The following is a 15,315-nucleotide window of genomic DNA, read 5'->3' on the forward strand; positions in this document are numbered from 1 at the left end:
ATCGTTGCTTCGCCAGTCCGGTGCTCGAGTAGTATTTCTACACTGCGCTCCTCCTGGCTTCAGCGCCTCGATCTGCTCGGTTCTCTAAATCCTCCTTTTTAAACGTGTATTTAGGAAGAAATAAAATTCTGGTCTATGTTTTCATTCTCGAAATATGTATTTTTAGGAATTCTATAACTTTTTCTATACAAATAGTCGGAAAAACGCTAGAATACATGGTAGACCATTTTTGTAATAGGAGTGTAGAGCTGAATGTTACATCAATTTTCACGTAATGAATTAGCCTTTGGTAAAGAAGGACTTGAAATATTAAAAAATAGTACAGTCGGTATTTTAGGAATTGGCGGCGTAGGTTCTTTTGCAGCTGAAGCGTTAGCACGTTCTGGCGTAGGACGTCTCGTATTAGTTGATAAAGACGTTGTAGATATTACAAACGTAAACCGTCAAATTCACGCTTTAGTATCTACTGTAGGACGTTCAAAAGTAGAATTAATGAAAGAGCGTATCGCAGACATTAACCCAGAGTGTGAAGTAATTGGACTAGAAATGTTTTATACAGATGAAACATATGAAGAGTTCTTTAAGTACGGTTTAGACTTCGTAGTGGATGCATCTGATACGATTACGTTCAAAATTCATTTAATTAAACAATGTTTACGTCGTAAAATTAAAATTATCTCAAGTATGGGTGCAGCAAATAAAATGGACCCAACTCGTTTCCGTATTGCGGACATCTCTAAAACACATACAGATCCAATTGCGAAAGTCATTCGTACGAAGCTTCGTAAAGAGGGTATTAAAAAAGGTGTAAAAGTTGTCTTCTCTGACGAAAACCCAATCGTAATTCGTGAAGAAGTACGTAAAGAAATTGTACCAGACGAGAATGCAAAAATTCGTAAGGCGAAATTACCGCCTTCATCAAATGCATTCGTACCATCTGTGGCAGGCTTAATTATGGCAAGTCACGTTGTACGTGAACGCATTAAAAACGTAGAAGTGAAACGTGTAGGGCAAGAATAAAAGAAAAGCATATATCCATTTTGGATATATGCTTTTTTATATGTATTAAAGAAATATGAATATTTGCATCACTACTAGTTCAAATGTAAGTAAGGTTAGTAAGCAATAATCGTATTTATCTGATTTATAGGCGGATGTCTTTTTTAGACTGTTAATGGTGAAAAGAGCTAAAGTTAGGACGAGAAGGCCAAGAGTTATTTTGAAGATTATTAATGAAATAGCAACCATCTCCCTTTAAAGGTATATGTTTATAATAACATTTTAGTAAAAAATATCTAATCCGTTTTAGGAGTTTCCTTGTATGACAAGGAGGAATGTTATTGTCAATCTTTGTCGTTAAATCGATATCCTTTATTGAATCGTTGATATATTATAAGTTGTGATAGATAAATTTGAAAAATCGTTGATATATTGTAAGTTGTGATAGATATATTTGAAAAATCGTTGATATATTGCAAGTTGTGATAGATATATTCGAAAAACCGTTAATATAATTTCATTTACCGATATCTATATATGGTTCACGGAAAACAAACAGGGATGTCACTCAGTTAAAAAAGTGACATCCCTGTTTTTAATTCTCTGCAGAATAAATAATATCTAAATTCCCATTTTGATCGGTTTTGAAAATCGGGGCAATTTGCTCTTCTTGCTCTTCGACTGAAACAAGTTTTCGAGCACGATCCATAATTCGAACAAGCATCGCGTAATCTTCTTCGATTGCTTGTTGTTTTTTTGTGAGTACTGCTAATTTCGTTTCAAGTTCATGATTCGTTTTTTGCAGAGAGGTGAGTTGAGCTTGTAATACATCATTTTCAGTTTGCAACTTTGCAAGTGAAGGATTGTTATGTTCTAAATTTTGTAAAAATGAAATGACATTTTGCATTGTAAGATCTTGTTTACTTGACGTAATATCTTCTGAAAAATCGGCGTCAATTACGAGTTGTTTCGTTTTCGTGAACCGATCTTTTTCTATATTAGCTTCAGAACGTTTTAATTCTTTACGTTGTTTTTTTGCAAGCTGCACCGCATCTTCGTAATTCGGTCTTACTTCAGCATTCCATCTAAAGCCGCAAGCTGCGGAAGTGCGGTTTAAAGCGTCGCCAACTTCATCAAACGCTTTTATTTGTGTACTTCCGCTGCGAATATGTCGCAAAACAGTTTCTGCTAAAAGGAGATCATCTTCTTTTGTCCATGCATCTTGACGTGTTTTCATAAGCGAAGCCTCCATAATGGTGACGTTTTCGTTTATGTTACCCTTTATTTTTCGTTTTATTCGAAGTTTGTAATCTTTCATAAACAGTAGAAAGTGCTTGCTCAAATTTTCCTGTCGTTTTCGGTTTATAATATTGCTTGCTTTTTATTTTATCAGGTAAGTATTGTTGCCTTACCCAGCCGTTTGGATGGTCGTGCGGATATAAATATCCAATGCCTCTTCCAAGTGATTCTGCGCCTTTGTAATGACTATCTTTTAAATGGCTTGGAATGTCACCTGTTTGACCGTTGCGTAAATCGTGTAATGCAGCATCAAGTGCTTTATAAGCTGAATTTGATTTTGGTGATAAGCATAGCTCGATAACGGCATTTGCAAGTGGGATGCGTGCTTCTGGGAATCCAACTCGTTCAGCTGATTCAATTGCAGCTAGTGTACGTGGTCCAGCTTGTGGGCTAGCAAGTCCAATATCTTCATAAGCCATAATAAGAAGGCGTCTGCCAATGCTTTGTAAATCACCTGCTTCAATAAGGCGTGCTAAATAATGGAGTGCTGCATTTACATCACTTCCGCGCACTGATTTTTGAAATGCTGATAATACATCATAATGAGCATCGCCGCCTTTGTCGTGGACGAAGCTCTTCTTTTGTAAGCATTCTTCTGCAATCTCGAGTGTGATTTCAGCCGCTTGATCGTCTGTAGTAAAGCTAGATAATACAGCAAGCTCAAGTGCGTTATAAGCGGAACGCATATCACCACCAGAGGCGTTTGCAAAGTGATGTAGTGCTTCATCTGTTACCGTTACTGCATATTCTCCAAGGCCTTTTTCTTTATCTTCTAAAGCTCTTTTTAACCCAATTAAAATATCTTCTTCTGTTAGTGCGTGTAATTCGAAAATTTGACACCTGCTTCGAATAGCGGAGTTTATTGCATGGAATGGATTGCTTGTCGTAGCACCAATTAAAGTAAGAAGTCCGCTTTCTAAGTGAGGTAATAGAAAGTCTTGCTTTGCTTTATCTAGACGGTGAACTTCATCTAAAATTAAAACGAGGTGTCGATGCATCTTCGCTTCTTGTACGACAACTTCCATATCTTTTTTATTGTGAGTAACAGCGTTCAATAGACGAAACGGGGTACCGGTACTTCCTGCAATTGCACTGGCAATGGATGTTTTTCCTGTACCTGGAGGACCGTATAAAATCATAGATTGAAAATGATTGGCTTGGACCATTCGCCATAAAATCTTTCCTTCACCAACTAAATGTTGTTGCCCAATAATTTCTTGAATATTTGTAGGGCGCATTCGATGTGCGAGTGGTTGTTTCATTTGGACCGTCTCCCTTAATATATAATCTCGTTCTATCGTATCATTTTTTTCTACGGAATTTGAAATAGGATGCTGTTTTATGGGAAAAATGAAGGGTAATATTTTCATTTTTCTTTCAATTGTAATAATTTCCGAGTTTTTCAATGTGATTTTATGTTATCATTTTGATACACAAGTTGAAATTTCTTATAATACTATATTATGCTATAATTTCATAGGATTTTAAATTGTGTTCTTTTTATAAATAAGATATAACCAATAGAAGTGAAAATTTGAAAAGAGGTGCAAAATAGATGAAGATTTCAACAAAAGGCCGCTATGGCTTAACAATTATGATTGATCTTGCAAAAAAGTTTGGTGAAGGTCCGATTTCATTAAAATCAATTGCGCAGGCGCATGACTTATCCGAGCATTACTTAGAGCAATTAATTTCACCACTTCGTAACGCTCGTCTTGTAAAGAGTACGCGCGGGGCATACGGCGGATATGTATTATCTGATCAACCGGCTAACATTACAGCTGGGGATGTAATCCGTGTATTAGAGGGACCGATTAGTGTTGTAGAAATGATAGAAGAAGAAGAGCCAGCACAGCGCCAGTTATGGATGCGTGTTCGTGATGCGGTGCAAGAAGTGTTAGATAGTACAACGTTAGAAGATTTAGTACGTTATGAGGAAGAAAATCACGGGGGCTATATGTTTTACATTTAATTCCTTGTGAAACGATTTGGAAAGAAGGAGATTTAATGGAACGCATTTACTTAGATCATGCTGCGACATCTCCGACTCACCCAGAAGTGGTCGAAAAGATGATTCCATATATGACAGAAATATTCGGGAACCCGTCTAGTATTCACTTTTATGGACGTCAAACTCGTCACACAGTAGATGAGGCGAGACGAGTGTGTGCACGCAGCATTCATGCGAATCCGAATGAAATTATATTTACGAGCGGTGGTACAGAAGCTGATAATTTAGCGCTTATAGGTGTAGCACGTGCGAACCGCCATAAAGGTAACCACATAATAACGACGCAAATTGAACATCATGCGATTTTGCATACGTGCGAATTGTTAGAGCGTGAAGGGTTTGAAGTAACATATTTACCTGTCGATGAAACAGGGCGCATTCAAGCTTCTGACATACAAAAGGCATTAACAGAAGAGACGATTCTTGTATCTGTTATGTTTGGGAATAATGAAGTAGGGACAATGCAACCAATTGTGGAAATAGGAAAGCTGCTAAAAGATCATCAAGCTTATTTCCATACAGATGCGGTACAAGCTTACGGTTTAGTAGAAATTAATGTGAAAGAGTTTGGAATTGATTTATTATCAATTTCAGCTCATAAAATTAATGGGCCAAAAGGTGTAGGGTTCTTATACGCTGGTGCAAATGTGAAATTTGAACCGTTATTAATAGGCGGAGAGCAAGAAAGAAAACGCCGTGCTGGTACGGAAAATGTGCCTAGTATTGCTGGGCTTCAGCATGCAATTCTTATAGCTGAAAAAACTCGTGAGCAAAAAAATGCCCAATATGAAGAGTTTAAAGATATAATGGTATCTGTCTTCAAAAATGAAGGCATTACTTTCGAGGTAAACGGAAACTTAGAACATCGCTTACCGCATGTACTTAATGTAAGTTTTACAGGAATGAACATTGAACCATTTCTTGTGAACTTAGACCTTGCTGGCATTGCAGTATCAAGCGGTTCTGCTTGTACAGCTGGTTCGATTGATCCATCACATGTATTAGTAGCAATGTTTGGAAAAGACTCCGATCAAATACGTTCATCCGTACGCTTTAGTTTTGGACTTGGAAATACGAAAGAGCAAATTGAAAAAGCAGCGTACGAAACAGTGAAAATCGTGAAGCGATTAACACAAAATTAGCATGGGAGGTGACATGATGAACAAACTACCTCACGAAACACGCGTTGTCATCGGAATGTCCGGTGGCGTCGATTCATCTGTAGCAGCACTTTTATTAAAAGAGCAAGGTTATGATGTAATCGGAATTTTTATGAAAAACTGGGATGATACAGATGAGAATGGTGTCTGCACAGCAACAGAAGATTACAATGATGTAATTGAAGTGTGTAACCAAATTGGTATTCCGTATTATGCAGTAAACTTTGAAAAACAATACTGGGATAAAGTATTTACGTACTTCTTAGATGAGTATCGAGCTGGTCGTACACCAAACCCAGATGTAATGTGTAATAAAGAAATTAAATTTAAAGCATTTTTAGAGCATGCAATTGCGCTTGGTGCGGATTATGTGGCAACAGGCCATTATGCACGCGTTGCTTATATGGACGGCGAATATAAAATGCTTCGCGGCGTTGATGACAATAAAGATCAAACGTATTTCTTAAATCAATTAAGCCAAGAGCAATTATCAAAAACAATGTTCCCGTTAGGTGAATTAAAGAAACCGCAAATTCGTGAAATGGCGAAAGAAGCTGGCTTAGCGACAGCGGCGAAAAAAGATAGTACAGGTATTTGCTTCATTGGTGAGCGTAACTTTAAAGATTTCTTAAGTAACTACTTACCGGCACAACCAGGTGTAATGCAAACATTATCTGGTGAAGTGAAAGGGAAGCATGACGGTTTAATGTATTATACAATTGGACAACGTCATGGCCTTGGAATTGGTGGTAATGGTGATCCATGGTTTGCTGTTGGGAAAAATCTAAAAGAAAACATTTTATATGTTGATCAAGGATTCCATAACGAACTTCTATATGGTGATGAAGTTATTGCTACGAATGTAGGATGGGTAAGTAACAAAGAAAAAGAAACAGAATTTAAGTGCACGGCGAAATTCCGTTATCGTCAAGAAGACAATAAAGTAACGGTTCAAATCGTTGATGAAAATACAGTTCGTATTCTTTGTGATGAGCCAATTCGTGCAATTACACCAGGACAAGCAGTCGTTTTCTATGATGGAGATGAGTGCTTAGGCGGTGCTACAATTGATGAAGTATACCGTAGTGGTAAGAAATTGGATTATTTAGGATAAACGAGAAGCCTCTGCCGATTAGCGGTTAGAGGTTTCTTTTACATAAAGCGAATTTTCGTTCGCTTGGAAAATACATTCTTTGTTATAATTTGTTGTAGAGGTGAAGGACATGTCAAACAAACTTGAAACAGGTATTCAATATATGCAAGAAGGAAACTGGGAAGAAGCAGCTAAAAATTTTACAGAAGCAATCGAAGAAAATCCGAAAGATGCGCTTGGATACATTAATTTTGCAAATTTATTAGACGTATTAGGTGATAGCGAGCGAGCGATTTTATTTTATAAACGCGCACTAGAGTTAGATGATAAATCTGCAGCTGCCTATTATGGTTTAGGAAATGTATATTATGGCCAAGAGCAATTTACTGAGGCGAAAGCTGTATTTGAACAAGCAATGCAAGCTGGATTACAATCAGCTGATGTAACATTTATGTTAGGTATCACACATGTACAGCTTGGAAATGATCGTCTTGCACTACCATTCTTACAAAGAGCAACAGAATTAGATGAAAACGATGTAGAAGCTGTATTCCAGTGCGGACTTTGCTTCGCGCGATTAGAACATGTTCAAGAGGCGAAACCTTATTTTGAAAAGGTATTAGAAATGGATGAAGAGCATGCAGATGCGTATTACAATTTAGGTGTTGCGTACGTATTTGAGGAAAATAATGAGAAGGCTCTCGCTTTATTTAAGAAAGCAACTGAAATTCAGCCAGATCACTTTTTAGCGGGTAATGGCGTTCGTTTATTAGAGCAAGAAGCTGAATAAGATAAAAATATAGTTTAATGGGTAGTTATCCCTCATCTAAAAAGGTGGGGGATGTACTGCTCATTAAAGTGAAAATATCGGAAAGGAGAGGAAAGATGGGAAATCAACATGCAATGGATTTGTTTGAGGAAGAGAAAAAGTTTATAAAAGCGCAAGTTCTTCATACCATTTTCCACAACGAAGAAAACCTCTATTCCGTTGTCAGTATGAAAGTCATTGAAACGAATGAAACGTATGACGAAAAGAAAGTAATGATAAACGGTCATTTTCCCCGCATGCATGAAGATGAAGTGTTTACATTGACTGGTCATTTTAAGGACCATCCAAAGTATGGAAAACAATATATGGTTGAAACATTTAAAAAAGAATTGCCGCAAACAAAAGCAGGTATGGTGCAATATTTAGCGAGTGATTTATTTAAAGGGATAGGAAAGCGTACAGCTGAAAAAATTGTGGACCATCTCGGAGAACATGCTATTTCTAAAATTATGGATGACCCTGAGGCATTAAATGGTGTTGTTAATAAACAAAAGGCTCAGGAAATATATGAGACAATTGTTGAACATCAAGGATTAGAGAAAGTAATGAGCTTTTTAAATGGCTACGGTTTTGGAACGAAACTTTCTATTAAGATTTACCAGCAATATAAAGAGATGACATTAGAAGTGATTCGTAATAATCCGTATCAACTTATTGAAGAAGTGGACGGGATTGGTTTTGGAAGAGCGGATGATATAGGGCGTGCGTTAGGGATATCGGGTAATCATGACGACCGTGTACGAGCGGGATGTTTTTACACATTAGAGAATGTCTCATTACAACTTGGTCATGTTTATATGAGGAAAGATCAACTTGTAAGAGAAACGATGTCACTTTTAAACAATCAAGAAGGAAGAGTGACTGAGGAAGATATTATAGGTTGTATTGAAACGATGCAAAGTGAAGGGAAAGTCATCATAGAAGAAGAACGAGTGTATTTAGCGACGTTATTCTACTCTGAAAAAGGTGTTGTAAAGTCTATTCGCAGGCTTATGAATCAAGAAGAAACACCTTCATTTCCAGAAGCGGAAGTGTTAAAAACGTTAGGTGAAATTGAAGAACAACTGAACGTACAATATGCACCGTTTCAGCAAGAAGCAATTCAAACGGCACTTCATAAACCGATGATGTTATTGACAGGTGGACCAGGAACAGGGAAAACAACAGTTATTAAAGGGATTGTTGAAATGTATGCGTCACTTCACGGATTATCGTTAAATCCGAATGAATACAGTGATGATAATCCATTTCCAATACTATTAACAGCTCCAACAGGAAGAGCAGCGAAGCGGATGAGTGAATCGACAGGACTTCCAGCTTGCACAATTCACCGTTTACTTGGTTGGACGCCAGAAGGATCTTTCCAGCGTAATGAAACGGATCCTGTCCAAGGTAAGCTCCTTATTATCGATGAATTTTCAATGGTTGATATTTGGCTTGCAAATCAGCTATTTAAGTCGTTGCCGACGAATATTCAAGTTATCGTTGTAGGTGATGAAGATCAGTTGCCATCTGTAGGACCTGGACAAGTATTAAAAGATTTATTAAATGCAGGCGCAGTTCCGACAGTGAAGCTTACTGAAATTTATCGTCAAGCAGAAGGCTCATCTGTTATTCAACTTGCCCATGCGATCAAAGACGGCACACTCCCGCCAGATTTAGCGCAAAATAAAAAAGATCGTTCGTTTATCAGCTGTACAGGGGCTCAAATTGTTGAGGTTGTGAAAAAAGTTTGCGAAAATGCTAAAACAAAAGGCTTTAGTGCAAGGGATGTTCAAGTATTAGCACCGATGTACCGCGGGCCTGCTGGTATTAATGTATTAAACGAAGCGCTGCAACAAGTATTTAATCCGAAGAGGGAAAAGAGTAAAGAAATTGCTTACGGCGATGTTGTGTACCGAAGAGGCGATAAAGTACTGCAACTCGTGAATCAGCCGGAGAGCCAAGTGTTTAATGGTGATATTGGGGAAATTGTTTCGGTGTTTTATGCAAAAGAGAACGTTGAGCAACAAGATATGATTATCGTTTCATTTGATGGAATTGAGGTAACGTATACGAAGCCCGATTTAAATCAAATTACGCATGCATATTGTTGTTCCATTCATAAATCACAAGGTAGTGAATTTCCGATTGTTATTATGCCAATCGTGAAAAGTTACAACCGTATGTTACGTCGTAATTTAATTTACACGGGTATTACAAGAAGTAAGAAGTTCCTTATTATTTGCGGGGAGGAAGCAGCTTTCCAATCTGGTGTAAATCGCCTTGATGATGCAATGCGTCAAACAACTTTAGCTAGTCGCTTGCAAGAATCACAAGGAGAAGTACAGATGGTCACAGTTAATGGCGAGGAAATGGACGTGGAAAACATTTCACCGTATGATTTCATGTAACAAGGTGAAATTATATAGTGAAACTTTCAAACGCATAGCGTTGAAAGGCTCCAGTAATGTATAAATGAATGCAGTTTGGACATAATGGCGAATAGAATCTGGGAGACTGTAAGGAGATGAAAGCCATATGTTCATTTGTCCAAATTGCAAAGGGAAAGACATTGGAAAAATAGGTGTCAACCAATTTTATTGCTGGAATTGTTATATCGAATTATCGGTTTCAAAGGGGAAAATCCATACACATCAAGTTGAGGAAGACGGTTCATTAAGCTCTCTTGATGATTTATTTGATGAGAATGAAAGAACGATCGGATAACGAAAAGGGGGATTTACTTTGAATCTACGCAATTCATTAATCGCATTAGGTGTTGGAGCTGCAGCATATCAATATGCTCGTAAACAAGATGTATTTTCAAAACGCAATATGAAAAAAGCACGTAAGATGATTAAGTCTTACTTATAATCATTTCGATAAATTGAAAAACTCCCTTGTAGACAAGGGAGTTTTTTTATGCACCCATATGCAAATAAAAAAGTCCGATCTCTGAGAAAAGATAAGATAGACCGTAGCAGCCAACGCCAAGTATTCCATACTGCCATAATTGCTTCGCTTTTTCTTTACGTGAGGAATGAATAAAGAACCCCTTCCAAATACCGAACCCGATACAAATCCATTCAAGAATCATAAAAAGTGCTGATAATCCAAGCATAAACAAAACCATAATTAGCCCTCCTGATTATATTAATTCATGCTGTATTCTCAGGGGTGGTTGTCCTTGTTATGTTATTTATATGTACGTCTTTAAAAAACAGTATGGTCCGTATGAAAAGATTTTAAAAGTTTCGCACATAACCTACCCCATTTATTTTCAAAATAAAGGTGGAGGAGGTTTTTCATATGAAGAATCTTAAAATCATTTGGATATATCGTTTAGGATTATTGTTACTTGTTTTTCTTTGTCTGCTCGTCTTTTTAAAAATTAAGCCGCTATGGGCACCGATTATTTTTGTATTTAAAGTGGCAATCACGCCGTTTCTTATCGCGTGTTTTATTGCGTATTTATTGCACCCTTTAATTGAAAAAATTCATAAGGAAGGGATGCCCCGTACACTTGCCATTTTGCTCATTTATATCCTTTTCTTTGGCGGAATTGGTTATGGGATTTATAAAGGAACACCAGTCGTTATTAAACAGTTACAAGAGATTAATGAACAATTTCCCCAGTTTACAAAGATGTACGATTCGTGGATGGATGGCGTTACAGAACAAACAGCGAATTTCCCTTCGTTCATTCATGAAAAGGTGAAACAACTTTTTGTGGGTGTGGAAACGAAGATTCAAGCGCTTTTAAATAAAGTGATGAGTACAGCTCGTGGTGTACTCGATTCATTGCTCATTATTTTCTTAATACCGTTCATTGTATTTTACATATTAAAAGATTATGGTGAGTTTTATCATATCTTTTGGAAACTAGTCCCAAGTAAATGGCGAGGTACGGGGCAAATGCTTGCGAAAGAAATTGATAAGTCACTTGGAAGCTATATTCGAGGACAGTTATTTGTTTGTTTAGTATTAGGGGGAGTATCAGCTCTTTCTTTTTGGTTTATCGGTATGAAATATCCATTATTGCTTGGCATTATTATTGGGGTAACGGATATAATCCCATACTTCGGTCCTATTTTAGGAGCGATCCCGACGTTAATGATTGCAGCAACAGTATCAACGAGTTTACTTATTAAGGCGGGGATCACGATTGCGATTTTGCAATTTGTGGAGAGTAACATTTTATCGCCTTACATCGTTGGTAAGTCACTTCGTATGCATCCCGTTATTATTATGCTTGCCTTACTAGTTGGGGGAGAGGTAGCTGGGATTGTAGGATTGCTAATATCGGTTCCGATTTTAGCAGTTATTCGTACTGTCATTGTTCATGTGAGACCGCTCTTGAAAAAAGAAGATGTGTAAGTATAGAAGCCCTCTATGTAAGAAATAGAGGGCTAATCATATATTTATTTAGAAAGTTGCTCGTGTATTTTTTGAACGAGGGAGCTCACATCATTTGTTTGAATATGTTTTATTTTTTTCCATTCGTTATCATACATAAATATAATTTGATTGTTGAAAAGACGCTTTTGTTCTTTTAGATTAGAAATTTTTGCGAAAGAGTACTCTTCAAATATTGGATTCTTACTTACATCTGGCCCATAAAAGAATAGTCTTTTGTTCGTTAAAATTAGCAATCCTGGCCTTGCGACGGAACGATAAATAAATATGTCTAATGAACATGCTGCGTAAAATAATATCGTTTCGTCAGTCGCTAATATGTTTTTAGCTTTGCTAAGTAAGGTTGTCATTGTGATCGCTCCTTTATTTTATTAACAATAATTTAATTATAGCAAAAAAGTAATATTTAGAAATTTTTATAAATCATTCTTATAAGGAGATTCCGATTTGTTAATAAACGCATAATATATGAAAAGGCTGTTAAGAATGAATAGTAGAATACCTATGATTAATAAGCAATTAATACAATATAAATGATTATCTACATTGACAAACTTAAGAGAATTCTATTATATTTAGTCATATAATACATTAAATCAATGACGGAACAAGTACGTTACAGTCCATTTATAGAGAGAAGCTTCCATATGGCTGAAAGAAGCTTTAAATGAAGGGTAACAGAAAGCTAATCCTGAGAGCAGCTAATCACTGCCGTCTTGCCACGTTACGGCACCATGAGGTGATGAATTGATTGTTATTGTAATCAATTCATAATTAGGGTGGTATCGCGAGTTAACTCTCGTCCCTTTTATAGGGACGGGAGTTTTTTATATTTAAGGAGGAAAATACAATGAAACAACTAACAGGCGCACAAATTCGTCAAATGTTTTTAGACTTTTTCCAAGAAAAAGGACATGCAGTAGAACCTAGTGCATCACTAGTTCCACATGAAGATCCATCTCTTCTATGGATTAATAGTGGTGTAGCTACATTAAAAAAATATTTTGATGGACGTGTAATCCCACAAAATCCACGTATTACAAATGCTCAAAAATCAATTCGTACAAACGATATTGAAAACGTAGGGAAAACAGCTCGTCACCATACATTCTTTGAAATGTTAGGAAACTTCTCAATTGGTGATTACTTCAAAGAAGAAGCAATTACATGGGCTTGGGAATTCTTAACGAGCGACAAATGGATCGGATTCGATAAAGAATTACTATCAGTTACAATCCATCCAGAAGATGAAGAAGCATTCACAATTTGGAATGAGAAAATGGGCGTTCCAAAAGAGCGTATTATCCGCTTAGAAGAAAACTTCTGGGATATCGGTGAAGGGCCAAGTGGACCGAATACAGAGATTTTCTATGACCGCGGAGAAGCTTACGGTAATGACTTTAGTGACCCAGAATTATATCCAGGCGGAGAAAACGAGCGTTACTTAGAAGTATGGAACCTTGTATTCTCTCAATTTAACCATAATCCAGACGGTTCATATACACCACTTCCTAAGAAAAACATTGATACAGGGATGGGTCTAGAGCGTATGACATCTATCGTTCAAGATGTACCTACGAACTTTGATACAGACCTATTCATGCCGATGATTGGTGCAACAGAAACAATTTCTGGTGAAAAATATCGTAATGGCGATTTAGAAAAAGATATGGCATTCAAAGTAATTGCTGACCATATCCGTACAGTAACATTCGCTGTTGGTGACGGTGCTCTTCCATCTAACGAAGGCCGTGGTTATGTATTACGTCGTTTATTACGCCGCGCTGTTCGTTATTCGAAGAAATTAAACATCAACCGTCCATTTATGTTTGAATTAGTACCGGTTGTTGGAGAAGTAATGAAAGACTTCTATCCAGAAGTACTTGAAAAGAAAGATTTCATTGCGAAAGTTGTGAAGAACGAAGAAGAGCGTTTCCATGAAACACTTCATGATGGTGAAGCGATTTTAGCTGAAGTAATTGCAAAAGCAAAAGAAGAAAAAACAACTGTTATTTCTGGAGTAGATGCGTTCCGTCTATATGACACATACGGTTTCCCAATTGAATTAACAGAAGAATATGCAGAAGAAGCTGGCATGACAGTTGATCATGAAGGTTTTGAAAATGAAATGGAAAAACAACGTGAGCGTGCACGTGCTGCTCGTCAAGACGTTGATTCTATGCAAGTTCAAGGTGGTGTCCTTGGAGAAATTAAAGTAGCGAGCGAATTCGTTGGTTACGGTACAGTTGCAACAGAAAGTAACGTTGTTGCACTTGTGAAAAACGGCGAATACACAGACAGCTTACAAGCTGGTGAAGAAGGACAGTTAATTCTTGATGTAACACCATTCTATGCTGAGAGTGGTGGACAAATTGCAGACCGTGGTTACCTTCTTGCAGATGGTGTGAAAGTTCTTGTAAAAGACGTACAAAAAGCACCAAACGGCCAAAACTTGCATAAAGTTGTTGTTGAAGAAGGTACATTAACGAAAGATGCGGCTGTAAAAGCTATTATCGATACGAAAAACCGTAGTAGCGTTGTAAAAAATCATACAGCAACTCACTTACTACACCAAGCATTAAAAGACGTACTTGGAACACACGTTAACCAAGCAGGTTCTCTTGTAACTTCTGAACGTCTACGTTTTGACTTCTCTCACTTCGGTCAAGTACAAGCTGACGAATTAGAAAAAATTGAGCGTATGGTAAACGAAAAAATTTGGGAAAGTATTGATGTTGAGATTTCTCAAAAAGCAATCGAAGAAGCGAAAGAAATGGGCGCAATGGCATTATTCGGTGAAAAATACGGAGATGTTGTACGCGTTGTACAAGTTGGCGATTACAGCTTAGAGCTTTGTGGTGGTTGTCACGTTGATAATACAGCTTCTATCGGTATTTTCAAAATCGTTGCTGAGTCTGGTATTGGTGCAGGAACTCGTCGTATTGAAGCAGTAACTGGTAAGTCTGCATACGAATTAATGAACGATCAAGTAGGTTTATTAAAAGAAGCAGCAGGAAAAATGAAAACAAATCCGAAAGATATTTTAACAAGAGTTGATGGTCTATTTGCTGAAGTGAAACAACTGCAAAAAGAAAATGAATCTCTTGCTGCAAAATTAAGCAATATCGAAGCTGGAAACTTAACTGATTCTGTAATGACAGTTGATGGTGTGAATGTATTAGCAGCGAAAGTAAATGTTGCAGATATGAACAACTTACGTACGATGATGGATGATCTGAAAAATAAATTAGAGTCAGCAGTTGTTGTATTAGCGTCTGTTAATGACGATAAAGTAAACATCCTAGCAGGTGTAACGAAAGACTTAATTAGCCAAGGTTACCATGCTGGTAAACTTGTGAAAGAAGTAGCTTCTCGTTGCGGCGGTGGCGGTGGTGGCCGTCCTGATATGGCACAAGCAGGCGGTAAAAACCCAGCTCAAGTCGAAGAAGCTTTAGCATTTGTACAAGAGTACGTTAAATCTGTTTCAAAATAAAGAGATAGTAGTGTACAATGGTAGGGAGAGGAG

At 37.3% G+C, this 15,315-nt stretch carries 14 protein-coding genes and 1 other annotated feature; of the genes, 10 read left to right on the forward strand and 4 right to left on the reverse strand.

Annotated features, from left to right (window positions below):
• The first annotated feature begins 252 nt into the window (after positions 1-252).
• Entirely contained in the window at positions 253-1,020 is a 768-nt protein-coding gene (locus ACTFP3_RS12250) for a tRNA threonylcarbamoyladenosine dehydratase (RefSeq protein ID WP_000903179.1), read from the forward strand.
• 574 nt (positions 1,021-1,594) lie between these two features.
• On the opposite strand, the gene ACTFP3_RS12255 is transcribed toward ACTFP3_RS12250, so the two are convergent.
• Positions 1,595-2,236, reverse strand: coding sequence for an RsfA family transcriptional regulator (locus ACTFP3_RS12255; RefSeq protein WP_000857710.1), 642 nt, complete (start codon positions 2,234-2,236; stop codon positions 1,595-1,597).
• A 37-nt stretch (positions 2,237-2,273) separates the two neighbouring features.
• On the reverse strand, positions 2,274-3,560 hold the full coding sequence (locus ACTFP3_RS12260; RefSeq protein WP_000812943.1) for a replication-associated recombination protein A: 1,287 nt from the start codon (positions 3,558-3,560) through the stop codon (positions 2,274-2,276).
• A 293-nt stretch (positions 3,561-3,853) separates the two neighbouring features.
• Here ACTFP3_RS12260 and cymR point away from each other — a divergent pair, with 293 nt between their 5' ends.
• The 7 genes from cymR to ACTFP3_RS12295 all read left to right on the forward strand — a co-directional run bounded on the left by cymR (position 3,854) and on the right by ACTFP3_RS12295 (position 10,247).
• A complete protein-coding gene (cymR, locus tag ACTFP3_RS12265) occupies positions 3,854-4,270 on the forward strand; it encodes a cysteine metabolism transcriptional regulator CymR (RefSeq protein ID WP_000704116.1) in 417 nt (138 codons plus the stop codon).
• 35 nt (positions 4,271-4,305) lie between these two features.
• On the forward strand, positions 4,306-5,451 hold the full coding sequence (locus ACTFP3_RS12270) for a cysteine desulfurase family protein (RefSeq protein ID WP_049107976.1): 1,146 nt from the start codon (positions 4,306-4,308) through the stop codon (positions 5,449-5,451).
• A gap of 16 nt (positions 5,452-5,467) precedes the next feature.
• Positions 5,468-6,583 carry a tRNA 2-thiouridine(34) synthase MnmA gene (mnmA, locus tag ACTFP3_RS12275; protein WP_001038010.1) on the forward strand — a complete coding sequence of 372 codons (1,116 nt, stop codon included), beginning with the start codon at positions 5,468-5,470 and terminating at the stop codon, positions 6,581-6,583.
• Positions 6,584-6,692: 109 nt separating this feature from the next.
• Entirely contained in the window at positions 6,693-7,352 is a 660-nt protein-coding gene (locus ACTFP3_RS12280; protein ID WP_000066409.1) for a tetratricopeptide repeat protein, read from the forward strand.
• Positions 7,353-7,447: 95 nt separating this feature from the next.
• On the forward strand, positions 7,448-9,784 hold the full coding sequence (gene recD2, locus ACTFP3_RS12285; RefSeq protein WP_086397231.1) for an SF1B family DNA helicase RecD2: 2,337 nt from the start codon (positions 7,448-7,450) through the stop codon (positions 9,782-9,784).
• Positions 9,785-9,911: 127 nt separating this feature from the next.
• Complete coding sequence (locus tag ACTFP3_RS12290; RefSeq protein ID WP_000469281.1) at positions 9,912-10,100, forward strand: hypothetical protein; 189 nt, start codon at positions 9,912-9,914, stop codon at positions 10,098-10,100.
• Between the two features lie 18 nt (positions 10,101-10,118).
• A complete protein-coding gene (locus ACTFP3_RS12295; RefSeq protein ID WP_001053553.1) occupies positions 10,119-10,247 on the forward strand; it encodes a YrzQ family protein in 129 nt (42 codons plus the stop codon).
• Positions 10,248-10,293: 46 nt separating this feature from the next.
• Here ACTFP3_RS12295 and ACTFP3_RS12300 read toward each other — a convergent pair whose 3' ends face one another.
• Positions 10,294-10,506 carry a hypothetical protein gene (locus ACTFP3_RS12300; RefSeq protein WP_000242535.1) on the reverse strand — a complete coding sequence of 71 codons (213 nt, stop codon included), beginning with the start codon at positions 10,504-10,506 and terminating at the stop codon, positions 10,294-10,296.
• Between the two features lie 176 nt (positions 10,507-10,682).
• Between ACTFP3_RS12300 and ACTFP3_RS12305 the strand changes: the two genes are divergently transcribed.
• Positions 10,683-11,750 (forward strand): AI-2E family transporter, encoded by a 1,068-nt coding sequence (locus tag ACTFP3_RS12305; protein WP_000793128.1) that lies wholly within the window; start codon positions 10,683-10,685, stop codon positions 11,748-11,750.
• A 44-nt stretch (positions 11,751-11,794) separates the two neighbouring features.
• On the opposite strand, the gene ACTFP3_RS12310 is transcribed toward ACTFP3_RS12305, so the two are convergent.
• Positions 11,795-12,139 carry a PH domain-containing protein gene (locus ACTFP3_RS12310; protein ID WP_000209578.1) on the reverse strand — a complete coding sequence of 115 codons (345 nt, stop codon included), beginning with the start codon at positions 12,137-12,139 and terminating at the stop codon, positions 11,795-11,797.
• 240 nt (positions 12,140-12,379) lie between these two features.
• Positions 12,380-12,599 (forward strand) — a binding site (T-box leader).
• 40 nt (positions 12,600-12,639) lie between these two features.
• Here ACTFP3_RS12310 and alaS point away from each other — a divergent pair.
• Entirely contained in the window at positions 12,640-15,282 is a 2,643-nt protein-coding gene (gene alaS, locus ACTFP3_RS12315; RefSeq protein ID WP_000811825.1) for an alanine--tRNA ligase, read from the forward strand.
• The last annotated feature ends 33 nt before the right edge of the window (positions 15,283-15,315 follow it).

Origin of the sequence: Bacillus cereus group sp. MYBK5-2 (assembly GCF_051915685.1) — a bacterium.
Taxonomy (GTDB): domain Bacteria; phylum Bacillota; class Bacilli; order Bacillales; family Bacillaceae_G; genus Bacillus_A; species Bacillus_A cereus.

What these genes read in the sequence shown, in the direction of transcription:
- ACTFP3_RS12300 (WP_000242535.1), bottom strand. Translation starts at nt 10,506, where the DNA reads ATGGTTTTGTTTATGCTTGGATTATCAGCACTTTTTATGATTCTTGAA.
- ACTFP3_RS12270 (WP_049107976.1), top strand. Translation starts at nt 4,306, where the DNA reads ATGGAACGCATTTACTTAGATCATGCTGCGACATCTCCGACTCACCCA.
- alaS (WP_000811825.1), top strand. Translation starts at nt 12,640, where the DNA reads ATGAAACAACTAACAGGCGCACAAATTCGTCAAATGTTTTTAGACTTT.
- ACTFP3_RS12305 (WP_000793128.1), top strand. Translation starts at nt 10,683, where the DNA reads ATGAAGAATCTTAAAATCATTTGGATATATCGTTTAGGATTATTGTTA.
- ACTFP3_RS12290 (WP_000469281.1), top strand. Translation starts at nt 9,912, where the DNA reads ATGTTCATTTGTCCAAATTGCAAAGGGAAAGACATTGGAAAAATAGGT.
- mnmA (WP_001038010.1), top strand. Translation starts at nt 5,468, where the DNA reads ATGAACAAACTACCTCACGAAACACGCGTTGTCATCGGAATGTCCGGT.
- ACTFP3_RS12260 (WP_000812943.1), bottom strand. Translation starts at nt 3,560, where the DNA reads ATGAAACAACCACTCGCACATCGAATGCGCCCTACAAATATTCAAGAA.
- cymR (WP_000704116.1), top strand. Translation starts at nt 3,854, where the DNA reads ATGAAGATTTCAACAAAAGGCCGCTATGGCTTAACAATTATGATTGAT.
- ACTFP3_RS12310 (WP_000209578.1), bottom strand. Translation starts at nt 12,139, where the DNA reads ATGACAACCTTACTTAGCAAAGCTAAAAACATATTAGCGACTGACGAA.
- ACTFP3_RS12255 (WP_000857710.1), bottom strand. Translation starts at nt 2,236, where the DNA reads ATGAAAACACGTCAAGATGCATGGACAAAAGAAGATGATCTCCTTTTA.
- ACTFP3_RS12280 (WP_000066409.1), top strand. Translation starts at nt 6,693, where the DNA reads ATGTCAAACAAACTTGAAACAGGTATTCAATATATGCAAGAAGGAAAC.
- ACTFP3_RS12250 (WP_000903179.1), top strand. Translation starts at nt 253, where the DNA reads ATGTTACATCAATTTTCACGTAATGAATTAGCCTTTGGTAAAGAAGGA.
- recD2 (WP_086397231.1), top strand. Translation starts at nt 7,448, where the DNA reads ATGGGAAATCAACATGCAATGGATTTGTTTGAGGAAGAGAAAAAGTTT.